14 protein-coding genes are annotated in these 15,740 nt (G+C 65.4%); 2 read left to right on the forward strand and 12 right to left on the reverse strand.

Translation table 11 applies throughout. From position 1 onward, the window contains the following. Positions 1 to 51: 51 nt before the first annotated feature. The 4 genes from IP86_RS00290 to IP86_RS00305 form a co-directional block, all read right to left on the reverse strand. Positions 52 to 714 carry a sulfite oxidase-like oxidoreductase gene (locus IP86_RS00290; RefSeq protein ID WP_054160573.1) on the reverse strand — a complete coding sequence of 221 codons (663 nt, stop codon included), beginning with the start codon at positions 712 to 714 and terminating at the stop codon, positions 52 to 54. A 13-nt stretch (positions 715 to 727) separates the two neighbouring features. Further along, entirely contained in the window at positions 728 to 1,927 is a 1,200-nt protein-coding gene (locus IP86_RS00295) for a cytochrome P450 (RefSeq protein ID WP_054160574.1), read from the reverse strand. Between the two features lie 62 nt (positions 1,928 to 1,989). Beyond that, complete coding sequence (locus tag IP86_RS00300) at positions 1,990 to 2,199, reverse strand: ferredoxin (RefSeq protein WP_054160575.1); 210 nt, start codon at positions 2,197 to 2,199, stop codon at positions 1,990 to 1,992. Positions 2,200 to 2,294: 95 nt separating this feature from the next. Next, positions 2,295 to 3,728 (reverse strand): amidase, encoded by a 1,434-nt coding sequence (locus IP86_RS00305; protein ID WP_054160576.1) that lies wholly within the window; start codon positions 3,726 to 3,728, stop codon positions 2,295 to 2,297. A gap of 125 nt (positions 3,729 to 3,853) precedes the next feature. Between IP86_RS00305 and IP86_RS00310 the strand changes: the two genes are divergently transcribed. Then, positions 3,854 to 4,948, forward strand: coding sequence for an SbmA/BacA-like family transporter (locus IP86_RS00310; RefSeq protein ID WP_054160577.1), 1,095 nt, complete (start codon positions 3,854 to 3,856; stop codon positions 4,946 to 4,948). Here IP86_RS00310 and IP86_RS00315 read toward each other — a convergent pair. The 5 genes from IP86_RS00315 to IP86_RS00335 all read right to left on the reverse strand — a co-directional run bounded on the left by IP86_RS00315 (position 4,935) and on the right by IP86_RS00335 (position 11,183). Continuing rightward, complete coding sequence (locus tag IP86_RS00315) at positions 4,935 to 6,308, reverse strand: GH1 family beta-glucosidase (RefSeq protein ID WP_054160578.1); 1,374 nt, start codon at positions 6,306 to 6,308, stop codon at positions 4,935 to 4,937. The genes IP86_RS00310 and IP86_RS00315 overlap by 14 nt on opposite strands. A gap of 175 nt (positions 6,309 to 6,483) precedes the next feature. Further along, entirely contained in the window at positions 6,484 to 7,962 is a 1,479-nt protein-coding gene (locus tag IP86_RS00320; RefSeq protein WP_054160579.1) for an ATP-binding cassette domain-containing protein, read from the reverse strand. Beyond that, positions 7,962 to 8,900 (reverse strand): branched-chain amino acid ABC transporter permease, encoded by a 939-nt coding sequence (locus IP86_RS00325; RefSeq protein ID WP_054160580.1) that lies wholly within the window; start codon positions 8,898 to 8,900, stop codon positions 7,962 to 7,964. The genes IP86_RS00320 and IP86_RS00325 overlap by 1 nt, the downstream gene beginning before the upstream one ends. 1 nt (position 8,901) lies before the next feature. Beyond that, a complete protein-coding gene (locus IP86_RS00330) occupies positions 8,902 to 9,777 on the reverse strand; it encodes a branched-chain amino acid ABC transporter permease (RefSeq protein ID WP_054160581.1) in 876 nt (291 codons plus the stop codon). Positions 9,778 to 9,968: 191 nt separating this feature from the next. Next, positions 9,969 to 11,183 (reverse strand): ABC transporter substrate-binding protein, encoded by a 1,215-nt coding sequence (locus tag IP86_RS00335; RefSeq protein ID WP_245290486.1) that lies wholly within the window; start codon positions 11,181 to 11,183, stop codon positions 9,969 to 9,971. Between the two features lie 364 nt (positions 11,184 to 11,547). On the opposite strand from IP86_RS00335, the gene IP86_RS00340 reads away from it, so the two are divergent. Further along, positions 11,548 to 12,561 carry a tartrate dehydrogenase gene (locus tag IP86_RS00340; protein ID WP_054160596.1) on the forward strand — a complete coding sequence of 338 codons (1,014 nt, stop codon included), beginning with the start codon at positions 11,548 to 11,550 and terminating at the stop codon, positions 12,559 to 12,561. Between the two features lie 15 nt (positions 12,562 to 12,576). On the opposite strand, the gene IP86_RS00345 is transcribed toward IP86_RS00340, so the two are convergent. The 3 genes from IP86_RS00345 to IP86_RS00355 all read right to left on the reverse strand — a co-directional run bounded on the left by IP86_RS00345 (position 12,577) and on the right by IP86_RS00355 (position 15,735). After that, positions 12,577 to 13,467: a hypothetical protein gene (locus IP86_RS00345; protein WP_245290485.1), complete on the reverse strand. Its 891-nt coding sequence runs from the start codon at positions 13,465 to 13,467 to the stop codon at positions 12,577 to 12,579. Between the two features lie 80 nt (positions 13,468 to 13,547). After that, complete coding sequence (locus IP86_RS00350; RefSeq protein ID WP_054160584.1) at positions 13,548 to 14,462, reverse strand: NAD(P)-dependent oxidoreductase; 915 nt, start codon at positions 14,460 to 14,462, stop codon at positions 13,548 to 13,550. Between the two features lie 25 nt (positions 14,463 to 14,487). After that, positions 14,488 to 15,735 carry a Zn-dependent hydrolase gene (locus IP86_RS00355; RefSeq protein ID WP_054160585.1) on the reverse strand — a complete coding sequence of 416 codons (1,248 nt, stop codon included), beginning with the start codon at positions 15,733 to 15,735 and terminating at the stop codon, positions 14,488 to 14,490. Positions 15,736 to 15,740 lie beyond the last annotated feature (5 nt).

Consider the following 15,740-nt stretch of genomic DNA (forward strand, 5'->3'; position numbering starts at 1 on the left):
CGGGCTGCGCCCGCGCCCCGGAATGACGAGAGGTGGCGAGAAGCGACGCGATCAATCGTCCGAGTAGCGCTGCTCCTGCCACGGATCGCCGCGATTGTGATAGCCGCGGACTTCCCAGAAGCCGGGGGCGTCGTCGTTGCGGAATTCGATCGCCTGCAGCCACTTGGCGCTCTTCCAGAAATAGAGATGCGGCACGACCAGACGCACCGGACCGCCGTGCTCCGGCTCCAGCGGTGCGCCCGACCAGGCATGCACGATCAGCGCATCGGGTGCGGCGAAGTCGTCGAGCGACAGGTTGGTGGTGTAGCCGTCGTAACTGTGCAGCACGATGTGACGCGCCTGCTCGTGCGGCTGACAGGCCTCGAGCAGATCGCGGGTGGCGACGCCCTGCCAGCGGTTGTCGTAGCGCGACCAGGTGGTGACGCAGTGGATGTCGGAGACGAAGTCGGATTGCGGCTGCGCCATGAACTGCGCCCAGTCCCAGAACAGCGGCTGCGCCACCGCGCCGTAGACGTCGAGCCGCCAGCGCTCGCGGCTGATCGGCGGCGTGGTGCCGAGATCGAGCACCGGCCAGTCCTGCGTCAGATGCTGCCCGGGCGGCAGGCGTTGCTCCTCCGGGCGCGCGTGTCGCCCGGTGAGAAACTTGCCCTCGGCCGCCCAGCGCTGCTTGCTGCGGGTGAGCTTGGATTCCGGCGGTTCGGATTCGTCCGACATGATCCTCCTGCGATTAGTTCGGCCGGCCCAGCAACAGCGGCAACTGCCGCGGCCCGCGCACCGTTCCTTCAGACCAACGCACCGGCTTGGTCGGATCGAGCCGGAACTGCGGAATCCGCTTCAGCCATTCCTCGAGCGCGACGGTCATCTCCATGCGGGCGAGATTTGAGCCGACGCAGCGATGAATGCCAAGCCCGAACGCGACATGGGGGTTCTCCTTGCGGTCGATCTTGACGCGGTCGGCGTCCGGAAAGATCGCCGGATCGCGGTTGGCGACCGGGAACGACAGCAGCATCATGTTTCCTGCCTTGACCGGGCAGCCGGCGATCGCGGTGTCCTTCACCACCTCGCGCGCCATCGTCACCGGCGAATAGGCGCGCAGGAACTCCTCGATTGCGGTCGGCATCAGCTCGGGCTCGGCGACCAGCCGGGCGCAATCGTCCGGATGCGTCGCGAGATGCCACAGCGCGGCGCCGATCGCGCTCCAGGTGGTGTCGATCCCAGCGATCAGCAGCAGCCGCAGCGAGCCGAGCACGTGGGCGTCGGACAGCGGCTGGCCGTTGTCGTCGCGGGCGTTCATCAGCGTCGAGATCAGATCTTCGGTCGGCTGCTGCTTGCGCTGTGCGATATGGCCGGCGAAATACACGCTCATCTCGTAGATCGCCTTCATCAGCACCGTATCGTCTTTGATGCCGAGTTCGAGGACCTCGTGAATCCAGCGGATGAAGATGTCGCTGTCGCTCTCCGGAATTCCCAGCATGGCGCAGATGGTCTTGACCGGGATGTGCTTGCTGTAGGCCGCCGCAGCGTCGCAACTGCCGTCGCCGATGAAGGCGTCGATCAGTTCGTTGCACATCGCGCGGACGCGCGGCTCGAGCTTCGCTACCGCATCCGGCGTGAACGGCGGAAGCAGCAGGCGCTTGGCCGGCTTGTGCTCGGGCGGATCGGAGGTGATCGGCGGGGCCGGCGGCGGGGAGGCCAGACGGACCTCGCGGACGATGATCCGCCGCGACGAGAAATGCTCGGTGTCGTAAGAGATCTCTTTCACCGCCGCGAAGGTTGTCGGCATGTAGCAGCCGAGAAAGCGGTCGGTGTGGACGACCGGGCTGGCGCTGCGCAGTTCATCCCAGATCGGGTAAGGGTTCTCGGTCCAGCGCGGGTCGGTGTGATCGAAATCGTGAATCCAATCGGTGACGGGCGGTCGCTCGGTCATTCGGCGTTCCTCGGGGTTCGTTGCTGATGCGGTCTGCGCCGCGATTAGTGCGATGCAAAAGATCAGCTCTCGCTGACTTCGATCGCGACTTCCGGACAATTCGACCTGGCGAGCCAGGCCTTGTCGGTCAGTTCAGCAGGAACGGCCCCGTCGCCCTTCTCGTGGGCGTTGCCGTAATCGTCGAGGTCGAACAATTCGGGAGCCAGCGCCTTGCAGCGCGCGTGGCCCTGACATTTGTCCTGATCGACGTGGATCTTGAGTGGTTCGGACATGCGGCGTTTCCTCATCGCCCGCCTTGATGGCAGGTCGGGTTGTAGTGACGCGCCAAGACTAGCACAGCGCGTCACAACCGCCAGTGTCCAGGGGCTTACAGGCTCGCGGGGGCGGGCCGTGGATCGATCGGCGTCGAGCCGCGGACGCCGAGGATGTCCTCGAGCACGGCGGCGCCGGCGAGCAGGCCGGCCTCATTGCGCGGCCGCGCCACCATCTGCAGGCCGACCGGCAGGCCGGAGGCCGTGAAGCCGCAGGGCAGCGACAGCGCCGGGCAGCACACCAGCGTGATCGCATAGACGATGCCGAGCCATTCGATGTAGTTGTCGAAGGTGTGGCCGTTGCACTCGGCGAGGTAGCGCTGCTCGACCGGGAACGGCGCGGTGATGGTCGCCGGGCACAGCAGCAGGTCGTAGGTCTTGAAGAACTCGTTCGCCCGCGCGGTCAGCGTGACGCGCTGCGCTTCGGCCTTGGCGAGATCGTCGACGGTGAGCTTGAGGCCCTGCTCGATATTCCAGATCACTTCCGGCTTCAGCAAATCCGGCTTGGTGCGGAGCAGCTTCGCCATGTTGATCGCGAAGTCGAACGCGCGCAGCGTCTGGAAGCATTCGTGCGCTTCCGACAGATCGGGCTGCGCCTGCTCGACGATCACGCCGGCTTCGGCGAAGCGCTCGGCCGCCTTGCGGGTGACCGCGGCGACTTCCGGATCGACCGGCGTGATGCCGAGGTCGGGCGAGTACGCGACGCGCAGCGGCTTGGTGCGCGACCGGGTCGCGGCGAGGAAGGAGGTCGCAGGCGAGGGGATCGACAGCGGGTCGTTCGGATACTCGCCGCTCATCGCGTCCAGCAGCAGCGCGACGTCCTCGACGTTGCGGGCCATCGGGCCCTGGACACCGAGGTTGCGGTCGATCGCCACCGACGGCGTATGCGCGACGCGGCCGAAGCTCGGGCGCAGACCAACGATGCCGCAGAAGCTGGCAGGATTGCGCAGCGAGCCGCCCATGTCGGAGCCGTGCGCCAGCCAGGCGGTGCCGGAGGCGAGGGCGGCCGCGGCGCCGCCCGAGGAGCCGGCCGCCGAGCGCGACAGATCCCACGGATTGCGCGTCGCGCCGAACACCTCGTTGAAGGTGTTGGCGCCGGCGCCGAATTCCGGCGTGTTCGATTTGGCGTAGACCAGCGCGCCGTTGCTTTCGAGATGCGTCACCAGCAGGTCGGACTGCGCCGGCACGTTGTCCTTAAAAATTGGCGAACCCAGCGTGGTGAGCACGCCCTCGACCGCGGTTAGATCCTTGATCGGCACCGGCAGACCGGCGAGCACGCCGCGCTCGGCGACCGGCTTCTTCATCAGCTCGGCGGCGCGGCTGCGGGCGCGATCGAAGCACAGCGTCGGCAGCGCGTTGACGGCGCCGTCGACCTCGGCGATCCGCTGCTCCAGCGTGTCGAGCAGATCGAGCGGCGTGACCTCGCCGGCCTTGAGCTTATCGACGACCGCACACGCGGTCTCCCGCACCAGAGCTGGATCTGCACTCACCCTGTGAACTCCCCTGAGTTGAATAGATCGACGATACGACTACATGGATCACGCCGCGAGACTAGACGCATTGGGTAGCCCGGGTCGCTTCCCAAGTCGCGGTTTCGGGACTTATATCTCGCGCCATGGGTCTCTTCTCACATAACGACGCGAACGGCCACAACCTGTCCGCGTTCTGGCAATTGTCGCAGCGCTTCTGGCTTGGCGGCAAGCCCCGGATCACCGGCCTGATCGTGGTGATGATCGGCGTCGTGCTCGCCCAATTGGCGGTGCAATTTTATCTTAACCAATGGAATAGGCACTTTTTCGACGCACTGGAGCGGCGCGACGGGGCCGAGCTCTGGACTCAAACTTTCGTGTTTCTGGCCTTGGCCTGCGCCAGCATCGCGATGGCCGCGACCTCGGTGTGGGCACGGATGACCGGACAGCGCAAATGGCGCGAGTCGATGACCCGGGCGATTCTCGAACGGTGGGAGCATCGCAGCCATGCGGCACCGATGAACGGCCATGATCACAGCGCGGAGAATCCGGAATACCGTCTCGCCGAAGACGTCCGCGTCGCCACCGATGCGCCGGTCGATCTGATCCTGGCGCTGCTGTCGTCGGTGCTCACAGCGCTGACGTTCTTCGGCGTGCTGTGGAGCGTCGGTGGCAGCATTGGCATCCACGTGTTCGGCAGTCGCATCGACGTTCCGGGTTACCTGGTGCTCGGGGTGATCGGCTATTCCAGCCTGATGACGGCTCTGATGCTGTGGTTCGGCCGGCGCATGACCAGCATCAGCGAGCAGCGCAATCAGAACGAGGCCGAATTCCGCGCCGCCGCCGAAGTGCTGCGCGGCTGCGACCCCGGCGGCGAGGGCCGCGAGACCAAGTGGATGGCCAAGCTGGAGCGTCGTCTGCAAGAGGTGATGCGCTCATGGCGCGATCTGTGCTGGCAGCTGGTCGACATGACGCTGGTGTCGCACGCCAACTTCCTGTTCGCGCCGGTCGCCGCATATTTCCTGTGCTTCCCGAAATATCTCAGCGGCGCGATGTCGCTCGGCGAGGTGACGCAAAGCGCCGCGGCCTTCGTGACCGTGCAGGGCGCCGTCAACTGGCTGGTCGACAATTATCAGCGTATCGCCGACTGGCGATCGTCCGCCAACCGGGTCGCGGCGCTGATCGCCGCGATCGACAATATGCCGGAGTCCAGCGATAAGCAGGCCGCTATGCCGTCGTGACGCCGCGTGCGTGTCGGATGACGCCGGCGTACCAGGCGAACGACGCCTTCGGGATCCGGCGCAGCGTCGGATAGTCCATATAGACCAAGCCGAAGCGCACGCCGTAGCCCGACTCCCACTCGAAATTATCGAGCAGCGACCAGACGAAATAGCCGCGCACGTCGGCACCGGCGGCGAGCGCGGCGTCGAGGCCGGAGATGTAGTCGCGCAGGAAGGCGATGCGGCCGGGGTCGATCAACTTGCCGTCGGCGTCCAGTTTCTCGACGTTACTGCCGAAGCCGTTCTCGGTGACGTAGACCGGCTTGCCGTAGCGACGGCTGACTTCGATCAGCGTATCGCGAAACGCATCGGGCTCGATCGTCCAGTCGATCGGTGTGCGCGGGATGCTCTCCGGCTTCGGTCCCCAGCCGAGGCCGACGATCGCGTTGGGATCGGAGTTGATGTAGACCGGGCTGTAGTGATTGATGCCGATCCAGTCGAGCGGCCGGAAGATCGCCTGGATGTCGCCGGGTTGAATGTGGGGCGCGATCGCGTCGCGGATCAGCGCCGGATACTCGCCGAGATATTGCGGGTCGGTGAAAGCGCGATTCCAGTAGTCGCCGATCAGCGCGGCCTCGGCGACGTCTTCGGGCTTGTCGCTCGACGGATAAATCGGCTGATAGTTGCTCACCAGTCCGATCTTGGCGTCCTTGACCGTCTCGCGCAGCGCATCGACTGCGGCGCCGTGGGCGAGGTTCACGTGGTGGATCCAGCGATGCAGCTTGTCGTCGGCGGTGCGGTCGCGCGCCCCGAACGAGCGGGCGAACAGGCTGAAGATGCCCGGCTCGTTGAAGGTGGCGAAATGCTTGACGCGGTGGCCGTAGCGGCGGCCGATCAGCCGCGCGTAGTCGGCGAACCAACCCACGATGTCGCGGTTGAGCCAGCCGCCGCGATCTTCCAGCGCCTGCGGCAGGTCCCAGTGATACAGACAGATCCACGGCTCGATGCCGGCGCCGATCAGTTCGTCGATCAGCCGGTCGTAGAAGGCGAGCCCGGCTTCGTTGACCGCGCCGGTGCCCTGCGGAAGCACGCGGGGCCAGGCGATCGAAAACCGGTAAGCCTGCAGGCCGAGCGCCTTCATCAGCGCGACGTCTTCCTTGTAGCGATGATAATGATCGCAGGCGACGTCGCCGGTGTCGTTGTTGGCGACCTGCCCGGTGCGGCAGTAGGTGTCCCATATGCTCTGGCCGCGGCCGTCTTCATTCGCTGCGCCCTCGATCTGGAAGCTTGCGGTCGAAACACCCCAGATGAAGTTCGGCCCCACATGCGACAGCGACGGAGGAGTCGTGATCGACTCGTTGGTTTGCGCTGCCTCGTTCATGGCCTCTCTCCGCATTGTTTGCTTCACGCTGTGATACGCCCCACGAAAGGATGAGGCGCTTGCGCTGGATCAAACCGCGGCGTTGTGCCGCCCGCGACGAGGCCGGTGTGGCACGTGGGGCTCAGCGTACTTGGCTCATGGCTGCATTGCGTGGACGTCAGGTCGTGCCGATGTCTCACAAGTATCCTTCGCCAGCCTCCGCAGCAAACCGCGCGGGATCGCCTTCCCACACGATCCGCGCGTGTTCGAGCACATAGACGCGGTCGGCGTGCGGCAGCGCGAAGGTGACGTTCTGCTCGCCGAGCAGCACGGTGATCGGCGTGGTCTGGCGCAGTCGCTCGAGTGCCTTCGATAACTGCTCGAGGATCACCGGCGCGAGGCCGAGCGTCGGCTCGTCGAGGATCAGGATTTTTGGCTTCATCATCAGCGCACGGCCGATCGCCAGCATCTGCTGCTCGCCGCCCGACAGCGTCTGCGCCATCTGGCCGTGGCGTTCTTTGAGGATCGGAAACAGTTCGAACAGCCACGCAAGCTGCGCCTCGCGCTCGGCGTCGGGCAGCGCCTGTCCGCCGAGATCGAGATTCTCCCGCACCGTCATCTCGCCGAACAGTTCACGCGACTCCGGGCATTGCACGATGCCGCCACGCGCGATCTTGGCCGGAGAAATACCGCGCAGCTTCTCGCCGCCGCGCACGATCTCGCCCGTGTAGGGCAGGAAGCCCGAAATGGTGTTGAACAGCGTGGTCTTGCCGGCGCCGTTGAGGCCGACCACGGAGACGAACTCGCCCTCGTGGACGTGGATCGAGACGTTCTCCAGCGCCTGCGCTTTGCCGTAGAACACGCTGACGTTCTCGACCTGCAGCAGCGGCACCTTGTCCTTGAAGCTGGTCTCCGGTCGCGCCGAGGTCTCGATCTTGCCGCCGAGATACACCCGCCGCACCGTCTCGTTCTTCATCACGTCGGCGGCGGCGCCGGTGCAGATTTCTTCGCCGAGATACATCGCCAGCACGCGGTCGACCAGCGCCGCGACGCTCTTGACGTTGTGGTCGACCAGCAGCACGGCGCGACCTTCGTCGCGGAAGCTGGCGATCAGATCGGAGAACACGCCGACTTCGGCCAGCGTCAGCCCGGCGAACGGCTCGTCGACCAGCACCACCTTCGGATCACGCGCGATCGCCTTCGCCAATTCCAGCCGGCGCAGATCGGCGAACGGCAGCGTCGGCGGCTTGCGCCGCATCACCGCAGCGAGCCCGACGCGCTCGGCGATCGCTTCGGCGCGCTCGGTCAGCGCCCTGTCGTGAAACAGCGCCAGCAGGCTGTCGGGCAGCAGCGCCACCATGATGTTTTCCAGCACGGTCTGCCGGTTGAGCGGCCGCGAATGCTGGAACACCATGCCAAAACCCTTGCGGGCGATCTTGTGCGCGGGCAGGCCGGCGATGTTCTCGCCCTCGAACACGACCTCACCGGCGGTCGGCCGCTCGATGCCCATCAGCGATTTCATCGCGGTGGACTTGCCCGAGCCGTTCGGGCCGATCAGCCCAAAAATCTCGCCGGCGTGCAGCTCGAAGGACAGGTTCTTCACCGCGGTAAGGCCGCCGAACTTCTTGGTGAGGCCGCGCGCTTCGAGAACGGGCGCAAAATTGCTGGCGTCCATCAGGTGCGTGCCTCTCGAGGAGTTGTGTCTCTAGACATGGCGGCGCCGAGGAAGCCGCCGGGGAAGAACAGCACGACCAGCAGCGCGATCGCCGAGACGATGAAGGTGGAGAGCTCGCCGGTCGGGCGCAGGAATTCGCCAGCGACGATCAGAAAGATCGCGCCGAGCGCCGCGCCCAGCACGGTGCGCCGGCCGCCGAGCACCGCCGCGACGATGACGTTCACGCCGACCGCGATATCGACCACGGTGCCGACCGAGGCGGTGCCGAAGTAGAACACCAGCAGCGCGCCGGCGAGGCCGGAGAAGAACGCGCTGACCACGAAGGCGAACAGCTTGTGCTTGACGATGTTAAAGCCGAGCGCGCCGGCCTGCACGGGATCCTGCCCCGAGGCCTGCAGCACCAGGCCGATCGGCGATTGCGACAGGCCATAGAGGATTGCGGCGCTCACCGTCATGAAGCCGAGCGCGATCCAGTAATTGGCGCTGGCGCTGATGGTGATGACGTCCGGGATGGTGAGGCCGATCTCGCCGCCGGTGAGGTCGGCGAACACCACGATGAAGTTCTGCAGCATCAGCACCGCGACCAGCGTGGTCAGGCCGAAATACGGCCCGCGCACCCGCAGCGCCGGCAGCGCCAGCACGAAACCGGCGATCACGGAGGCGCCGGCGCCGATGAAGATGCAGATGTACGGCGACAGGCCGTATTGATTGTTGATGATGCCGGCCGTGTAGGCGCCGACCCCGATCAGGAAGGTGGGGCCGAAATTGACCTCGCCGGCGAAGCCGAACAACAGGTCCCACGACATCGCGAACACGCCGAAGTAATACGCCACGGTCAGCAGGCCGAGGATGTAGCCGGAGACGTAGAGCGGTAGCGTCGAGGCGACGACGACCATCACCAGCGCGATCCAGAACAGGCGCGTCTTGAAGAACCCCATCTCAGCGCCTCCCCAGCAGGCCCTGGGGCCGCAGATACATCACGATCACCAGCAGCAGCAGCGCCGGAATGGTCCGGTAGGCCGGGGAAACCATGTAGGCCGTGAAGGTCTCGAGATAGCCGACCACGAAGGCGGCGATCAGCGATCCCGAGACGCTGCCGAGGCCGCCCAGCACGACGATCGAGAACGCGCTCGCCGTCAGCGGGCCGACGCTATAGGACGAAACGCCAAGAAACATGCCGAGCAGCACGCCGGCGATGCCGGCCAGCACGCCGTAGATCGCCCACACCACGACGTAGATGTTGGTCAGTTCGAGTCCGAGCAGCGTGACGCCGCGCGGGTTCATCGACGCCGCCAGCACGGCCTTGCCCATCTTGGTGCGGTTGACCAGCAGCCAGAGCAGGGCGATCACCAGGCAGCACACCAGCGCGGTGAAGATCTGGTTGCGCGGCGTCCGTACGCCGAAGATCTCGACCACGCCCTGGACGATCGGCAGCACCGTCTTGGCGTTGTTGGTGAAGAAATAAGCGATCGCCTCCTGGATCATGATGCCCCACAGCAGCGTGCCGGTGAGCACGAAGATCTCCTTCTCCTCATTGGCGATCCGCCGCGAGCGCTGGATCGGCTGCACCACGGCGAAATAGGTGATCAGCGCAGCCACCAAGGCGGTCGCGACGCCGACCAGTGCGCCGAGATAGCTGCCGATGCCGAACGTGCTCGACGCCGCCCACGCCGCCACCGCCGCGGCCACCATGATGGCGCCGTGCGACAGGTTGAGGACGCCGGAAACTCCAAAGATCAGCGTGAACCCAGTCGCGCCCAGCGCATACAGCGCGCTGATGGCGAAACCGTCGATCAGGATTTGCAGGGGAAGCATGCGAGCCTTCTTCGAAAACGTACTTCTCGTTCGTCATTCCGGGACGCGCCTCTTGGCGCGGGCCCGGAATCCATACTCCCGGCGGTGGTTATGGATTCCGGGCTCGCGCTCCGCGCGCCCCGGAATGACGTGGTGAGGGTGCCGATAAAGAAATGCTCCCGGCTCGCGACCGGGAGCATAACCTTCACCACTCAGTTCGCCGTCACTTTGATGAAGGCCGGGAACTTGATCTTGGCTTTCGCGACTTCCGGCGGCCACACCGCGACCTGCTGGCCGTCCTGCCATTGTAGCATCAGGCCGGTGAGCAGGCCCTTGCCGTATTTCAGGCCGTGGGTGAACGGCTCGTCCTTGCCGTAGAACTGGACGCGGCCGATCGTGCCTTCATAGTCAGTCTTCTCCAGCGCTTCGACCAGCTTGTCGCCGTCGGTCGAGCCGGCGCGCTTGACCGCTTCGGCGATGTAGTAGACTTCGTCATAGGCGGTGTAACCCGCGTAGGACGGATAGTTGCCGAACTTGGCCTTGAAGGCGTCGGCAAACGGCACCGATTTCGGCGTCACCGCGACGCCCGGGCCGGACACGCCTTGATACAGCACGCCATCAGACGCGTTGTTGGTGTCCTTGCCGAAGGTCGAGTTGGTGGCCTGCGAGGCGATGCCGAACATCGGGATCGGAACCTGCTGGTTCTTCCACTGCACCGTCGGCTGCACGCCGACATGCGAGATGCCGGTGATGATCACATCCGGCTTGGACGACTCGATCTTGTTGAAGATCGGGGTGAAGTCGGTGGTGTCGGGCGAGAACCGGATGTGGTCCAGCACCTTCAGGCCGACCTTGGGCAGGCACTCCTCGTAGCCGACGTCGAGAGGCTTGGTCCAGGCGGCGTCCTCGCTCATGATCACCGCGCTCTTCATCTTGCGGGCGTCGACGAGCAGATCCTTGGCGGCGTCGCAGACCGACTGCGCGAGTTCGCCGGAGGTCAGATAGCCGTGGAAGGTGTATTTGTTCTTCTCATAATCTTTGTTCACCGCCTTGCTGATCTCGTTGGAGGCAGCTCCCGGTGTGACGAATGGCGTCTTCAGCCGCGACGCCCACGGCATCAGGGCCAGCACCACTTCGGAGATGTAGCTGGCGATCACCGCATGAACCTTGTCCTCGTTGACGGCACGCTGGAACGCGCGCACCGAATCTGCCGAGGACGAATGGTTGTCGTAGGTGACGATCTCGATCTTGCGGCCGTCGATGCCGCCTTTGGCGTTGATTTCCTCGGCGGCGAGCTGCGCGGCCTGCGGAATCGAAGCGCCGGCGATAGCCTGGGCTTCCGCAATCACGCCGATCCTGATCGGATCGGCGGCCCAGGCGGAAGAGATGCCGAAGCCGAGCGCCGTCGCCATCACGACGGCGCGCATCGACCACGAACGGGGTGAGAGGGGAGCTGCTGTCATGACGTTTCCTCGTTGTTCTTATTGGTCGGGCGCATTGGCTCCGTTTTTTTATAGTCTCTTTTTATGGGCTCGTTGGCCCTTGGCCTTGTTGATCGGCCGGCGCAGAGTGTAGCGCGCGTTTTGACGCAGGCAAGCACAATGGCAGGTTGCTGGTAGTTGTTAATGTGTGCGCTGCAACGTTGATCGCGTACGCGGAATGGTCCACACCCATCGTGCTGACATTCTGTGCAGCTCACGCATCGAGGAACTCTCCTTGGACAAGACGAAGACACCCAAGAACGAATATCGGATCGCCGTCATCCCCGGCGACGGCATCGGCAAGGAAGTGATGCCGGAAGGCCTGCGCGCGCTGGAAGCCGCGGCCAAGAAACACCGCGTCAATGTGAAGTTCGATCATTTCGACTTCGCCAGCTACGACTACTATGAGAAGCACGGCCAGATGATGCCGGACGATTGGAAGGAGAAGATCGGCAAGCACGACGCGATCTTCTTCGGTGCTGTCGGTTGGCCGGAGAAGATTCCCGACCACATCTCGCTGTGGGGTTCGCTGATCAAGTTCCGACGCGAATTCGATCAGTACGTCAATCTGCGACCGGTCCGGCTGATGCCCGGCGTGCCGTCGCCGCTCGCCGGCCGCAAGCCGGGGGACATCGATTTTTGGGTGGTGCGCGAGAACACCGAGGGCGAGTATTCGTCGGTCGGCGGCCGGATGTTCCCGGACACCGAGCGCGAGTTCGTCACGCAGCAGACGGTGATGACCAGGACCGGCGTCGATCGCATCCTGAAATTCGCGTTCGAGCTGGCGCAGTCGCGGCCGAAGCGGCATCTGACGTCGGCGACCAAGTCGAACGGCATCTCGATCACCATGCCGTATTGGGACGAGCGCGTCGAAGCGATGGCGAAGGCTTATCCCGATGTGAAGTGGGACAAGTATCACATCGACATCCTCACTGCGCACTTCGTGCTGCATCCGGACTGGTTCGACGTCGTGGTCGGCTCCAATCTTTTCGGTGACATCCTGTCGGATCTCGGACCCGCCTGCACCGGCACGATCGGCATCGCGCCGTCGGGCAATATCAATCCGGAGGGTGATTTTCCGAGCGTGTTCGAGCCGGTGCACGGCTCGGCGCCCGATATCGCCGGGCAGGGCATCGCCAATCCGATCGGCATGATCTGGTCGGGCGCGATGATGCTCGAGCATCTCGGCGAGAAGCAGGCGGCGGATGCGATCGTCAAGGCGATCGAACGCACGCTCGGCGAGCGCACGCTGCGCACCCGCGATCTCGGCGGCCAAGCCGACACGACGGCGTGCGGCAAGGCGGTGGCGGAGATGGTGGAGTAAGCGCCCGAGAGGCGCTCAGCGCTTGCGGGCCGCGGCAGGCTTCGGCGTGCCGCGGCCGATCTGCGCGGCGGGTTTGCGCATCGCCCGCGGGCGCAGAGGGGGACGCGGCTGAGGCGGCCGGCTGGCGATTGGATAATGGGGCTTGCGGCTCGGAAGCGTGGGCTTGGCGCGTGGTGCGGGCTTTGCCTTGCCGAGCTGCGCCCGCATGGCGGATGCCGATCGTTGCGGCGCGGCCTTGCGAGGTATCTTGCGGCGCTGCCGCAGCGGCTTGCACTTCTCGTGCCTGCGAAGACGTTCTGCAGCCGGTGCTGCACCCGTCAAGCTTGGAGGCAAAAACCTCGTCACCGGGCCGGGGAGGAGATCGATGGCTGCTGTCAGCGCGGGACGTGGCGGGGTGGACAACGTCGCTGCGGCTGACTCAGCCGTCTGCGGGATGGCGGAGGTGTGGCGGCTTCCGTCCGGCACGCGGACGCCGCGCGGCCGGGGACCGGCGTTGCCGCGCAGGATCTCCGAGACGTAGAACGCGGCGATCAGCAGCGCGGCTCCATAGACGAGATCCGGCCAGAACATCAGCGCGACGGCCGTGACGAGCAGTGCCACGGCGGCGGCCTGAAGCAGTCGCTCGCCATCGTCGAACAGTGTGTCGATCCAGAGCCAGTTGTCGCGCCGCCAGATCGGCGGCAACACCCTGATGCCGAGCCTGTCGCGCGCTTGGGTGAAGCCGAGATCCCGTGCGGCGAACAGATACCAGGCGATGCCGAAGGTCAGCAGGAATGCCAACGTCCCGGCTAAGCCGGCGGCACAGCCGACGACAATCACGAGTCCGACTGCGAGAGCCGCAAACCAGTCCCTCATGTCCTCACTCCCTGAAAACTCAGGAATTCTGCATGAGGAAGCGGCCGCCATCGTTGATCGGGATCAGCCACGATGGCGGATTGTGTTCGCGATCGGTAATTAGTTGCTGGTCAGCAGATATCGGCCCACAACTAGTCGCCTGCCGCGATCCGGCGGCAATGCACCAGCGCCGCCTCGATCAGGTTCTCGCTGGCCTCCGGCGTGCGGAAAGCAGAGTGGGCCGACAAGGTAACGTTCGGCAGCGTCGTCAGCGGATGATCCGCCGGCAACGGCTCGATGTCGAAGACGTCCAGCGCGGCATGGCGCAGATGGCCGGACTGCAGTGCGTCGATCATCGCCGCCTCATCGGTCAAACCGGCGCGCGCGGTGTTGACCAGGATCGCGCCGGGCCGCATCGCCGCGATGCGCTCGCGCGACAGGAAGCCGCGGGTCGCGTCGTCGAGCAACAGATGCAGCGAGACGATGTGGCTGTCGGCCAGCAGCGTATCGATGTCGACGAAGCTGACGCCTGCGACCTCCTTCGGCGTCCGATTCCAGGCCAGCACCCTCATGCCCGAGCCATGCGCGATCCGCGCGACTTCTGCGCCGATGCCGCCGAAACCGATGAGGCCGAGCGTCTTGCCGGTCAGCTGCATGCCGTTTTCGAGCAGCCATCGGCCCGCCCGCATCTCGCGGTCCATCAGCGCGAGGTTGCGTGCCGCCGCCCACATCAGCGCGATGGCATGTTCGGCGACGGCGGTGTCGCCATAGCCGCGGATCAGGTGCACGTTGATACCGAGCGCGGCGAGCTCCTCGATGTTCATGTAGCTGCGTGCGCCGGTGCCGAGAAACACCACGTGCTTCAGACCGGCGCATTGCTGGGCAATCGGCGTCGGCAGATAGGTGTGATCGACGATGGCGATCGCCGCGCCGGCGAGGACGCCGGGGAGATCGCCCGGGCTCACATTTGGGTCGCGATGGATCACGATCGGCAGATCGTCCGGCCGCGCCTGCTGCTCCATGATCAGCGCCAGCGTGTCGCTGGCGTCGACGAACACTGCGTTCATGTGTGGTGCCCCCGAGCCCGTTTTGTTACTTCGCGACGCCGGCCAGCGACAGCACGGTGTGCAGCAGCACGTTGGCGCCAGCCGCGCAATCGGCCTGCGTGGCATCCTCCAGCTCGTTATGGCTGATGCCGTCCTTGCACGGCACGAAGATCATCGCGGTCGGCACTTTGGCGTTGAGGTTGCAGGCGTCGTGGCCGGCGCCGGAGGTGATGCGGCGGCTGGCATAGCCGAGCGTCTCGGCAGCGGTCGCAACCGCGCCGACCAGCGCCTTGTCGAAATGCGTGGGCTCCTTGCGCCAGACCATGTCGAGCGTCACCTCGACCTTGCGCTTGGCGGCGATCTCGGCAACCGCGGCGCGAATGCGGGAGTCGAGCTGGGCGAGAATGGCGGAATCTGCACTGCGCGCGTCGATGGTGAAGGCGATCTCGCCGGGGATGACGTTGCGCGACGGCGCCGCGATCACGGCTTCACCCACGGTGCCGACGGCGTTGCCGAGCTCGGTGGCGATCCGCTCCACCGCCAGCACGATCTCCGCCAGCGTCGCCAGCGCGTCTCGGCGCAGGTTCATCGGCGTGGAGCCGGCATGGCTTTCGAATCCGGCGATCTTGCCGTCGTACCACAGCACGCCCTGGCCGTTCTCGACCACGCCGATGGTTTTGCCCTCGGCTTCGAGGATCGGCCCCTGTTCGATGTGCAACTCGACGAAGCCGCCGAACGGCTGCGTGCCGACGGCCTGATCGCCGCGATAGCCGATGCTGTCGAGCGCTTCGGCGACACTGATGCCCGCGGCGTCCTTGCGGCTCAGAATATCCTCGACGGTGAAGTCGCCGACGAAGGCGGCCGACCCCATCATCGCCGGCGCGTAGCGCGAGCCTTCTTCATTGGTCCAGTTGGTGACGCACAGCGGCAGCTCGGTCTCGATGCCAGCGTCGTTCAGCGTGCGAATCACTTCCAGTGCGCCCAGCGTGCCGAGAATGCCGTCGAACTTGCCGCCGGTCGGCTGAGTGTCGAGATGTGAACCGAGCCCGATCGGCGGCTTCGACATGTCGCGGCCTTTGCGCAGGGCGAACATGTTGCCGAGCCCGTCGACGCGGACCTCGAGGCCAGCCTGTTCGCAGGCGTTGCGAAACCAGTCGCGCACCTGTTTGTCCTCCGGCCCCAGCGTCAGCCGCCGCACGCCGCCTTTCGGCGTGGCGCCGAACTTCGCCGTGGTGTGGATGGTGTCCCACAGGCGCGCGGAATCGATCTGCAGGTTCGAGGCAGGCTTGGTCATGAGGT

It is taken from the genome of Rhodopseudomonas sp. AAP120 (assembly GCF_001295845.1).
GTDB lineage: Bacteria > Pseudomonadota > Alphaproteobacteria > Rhizobiales > Xanthobacteraceae > Rhodopseudomonas.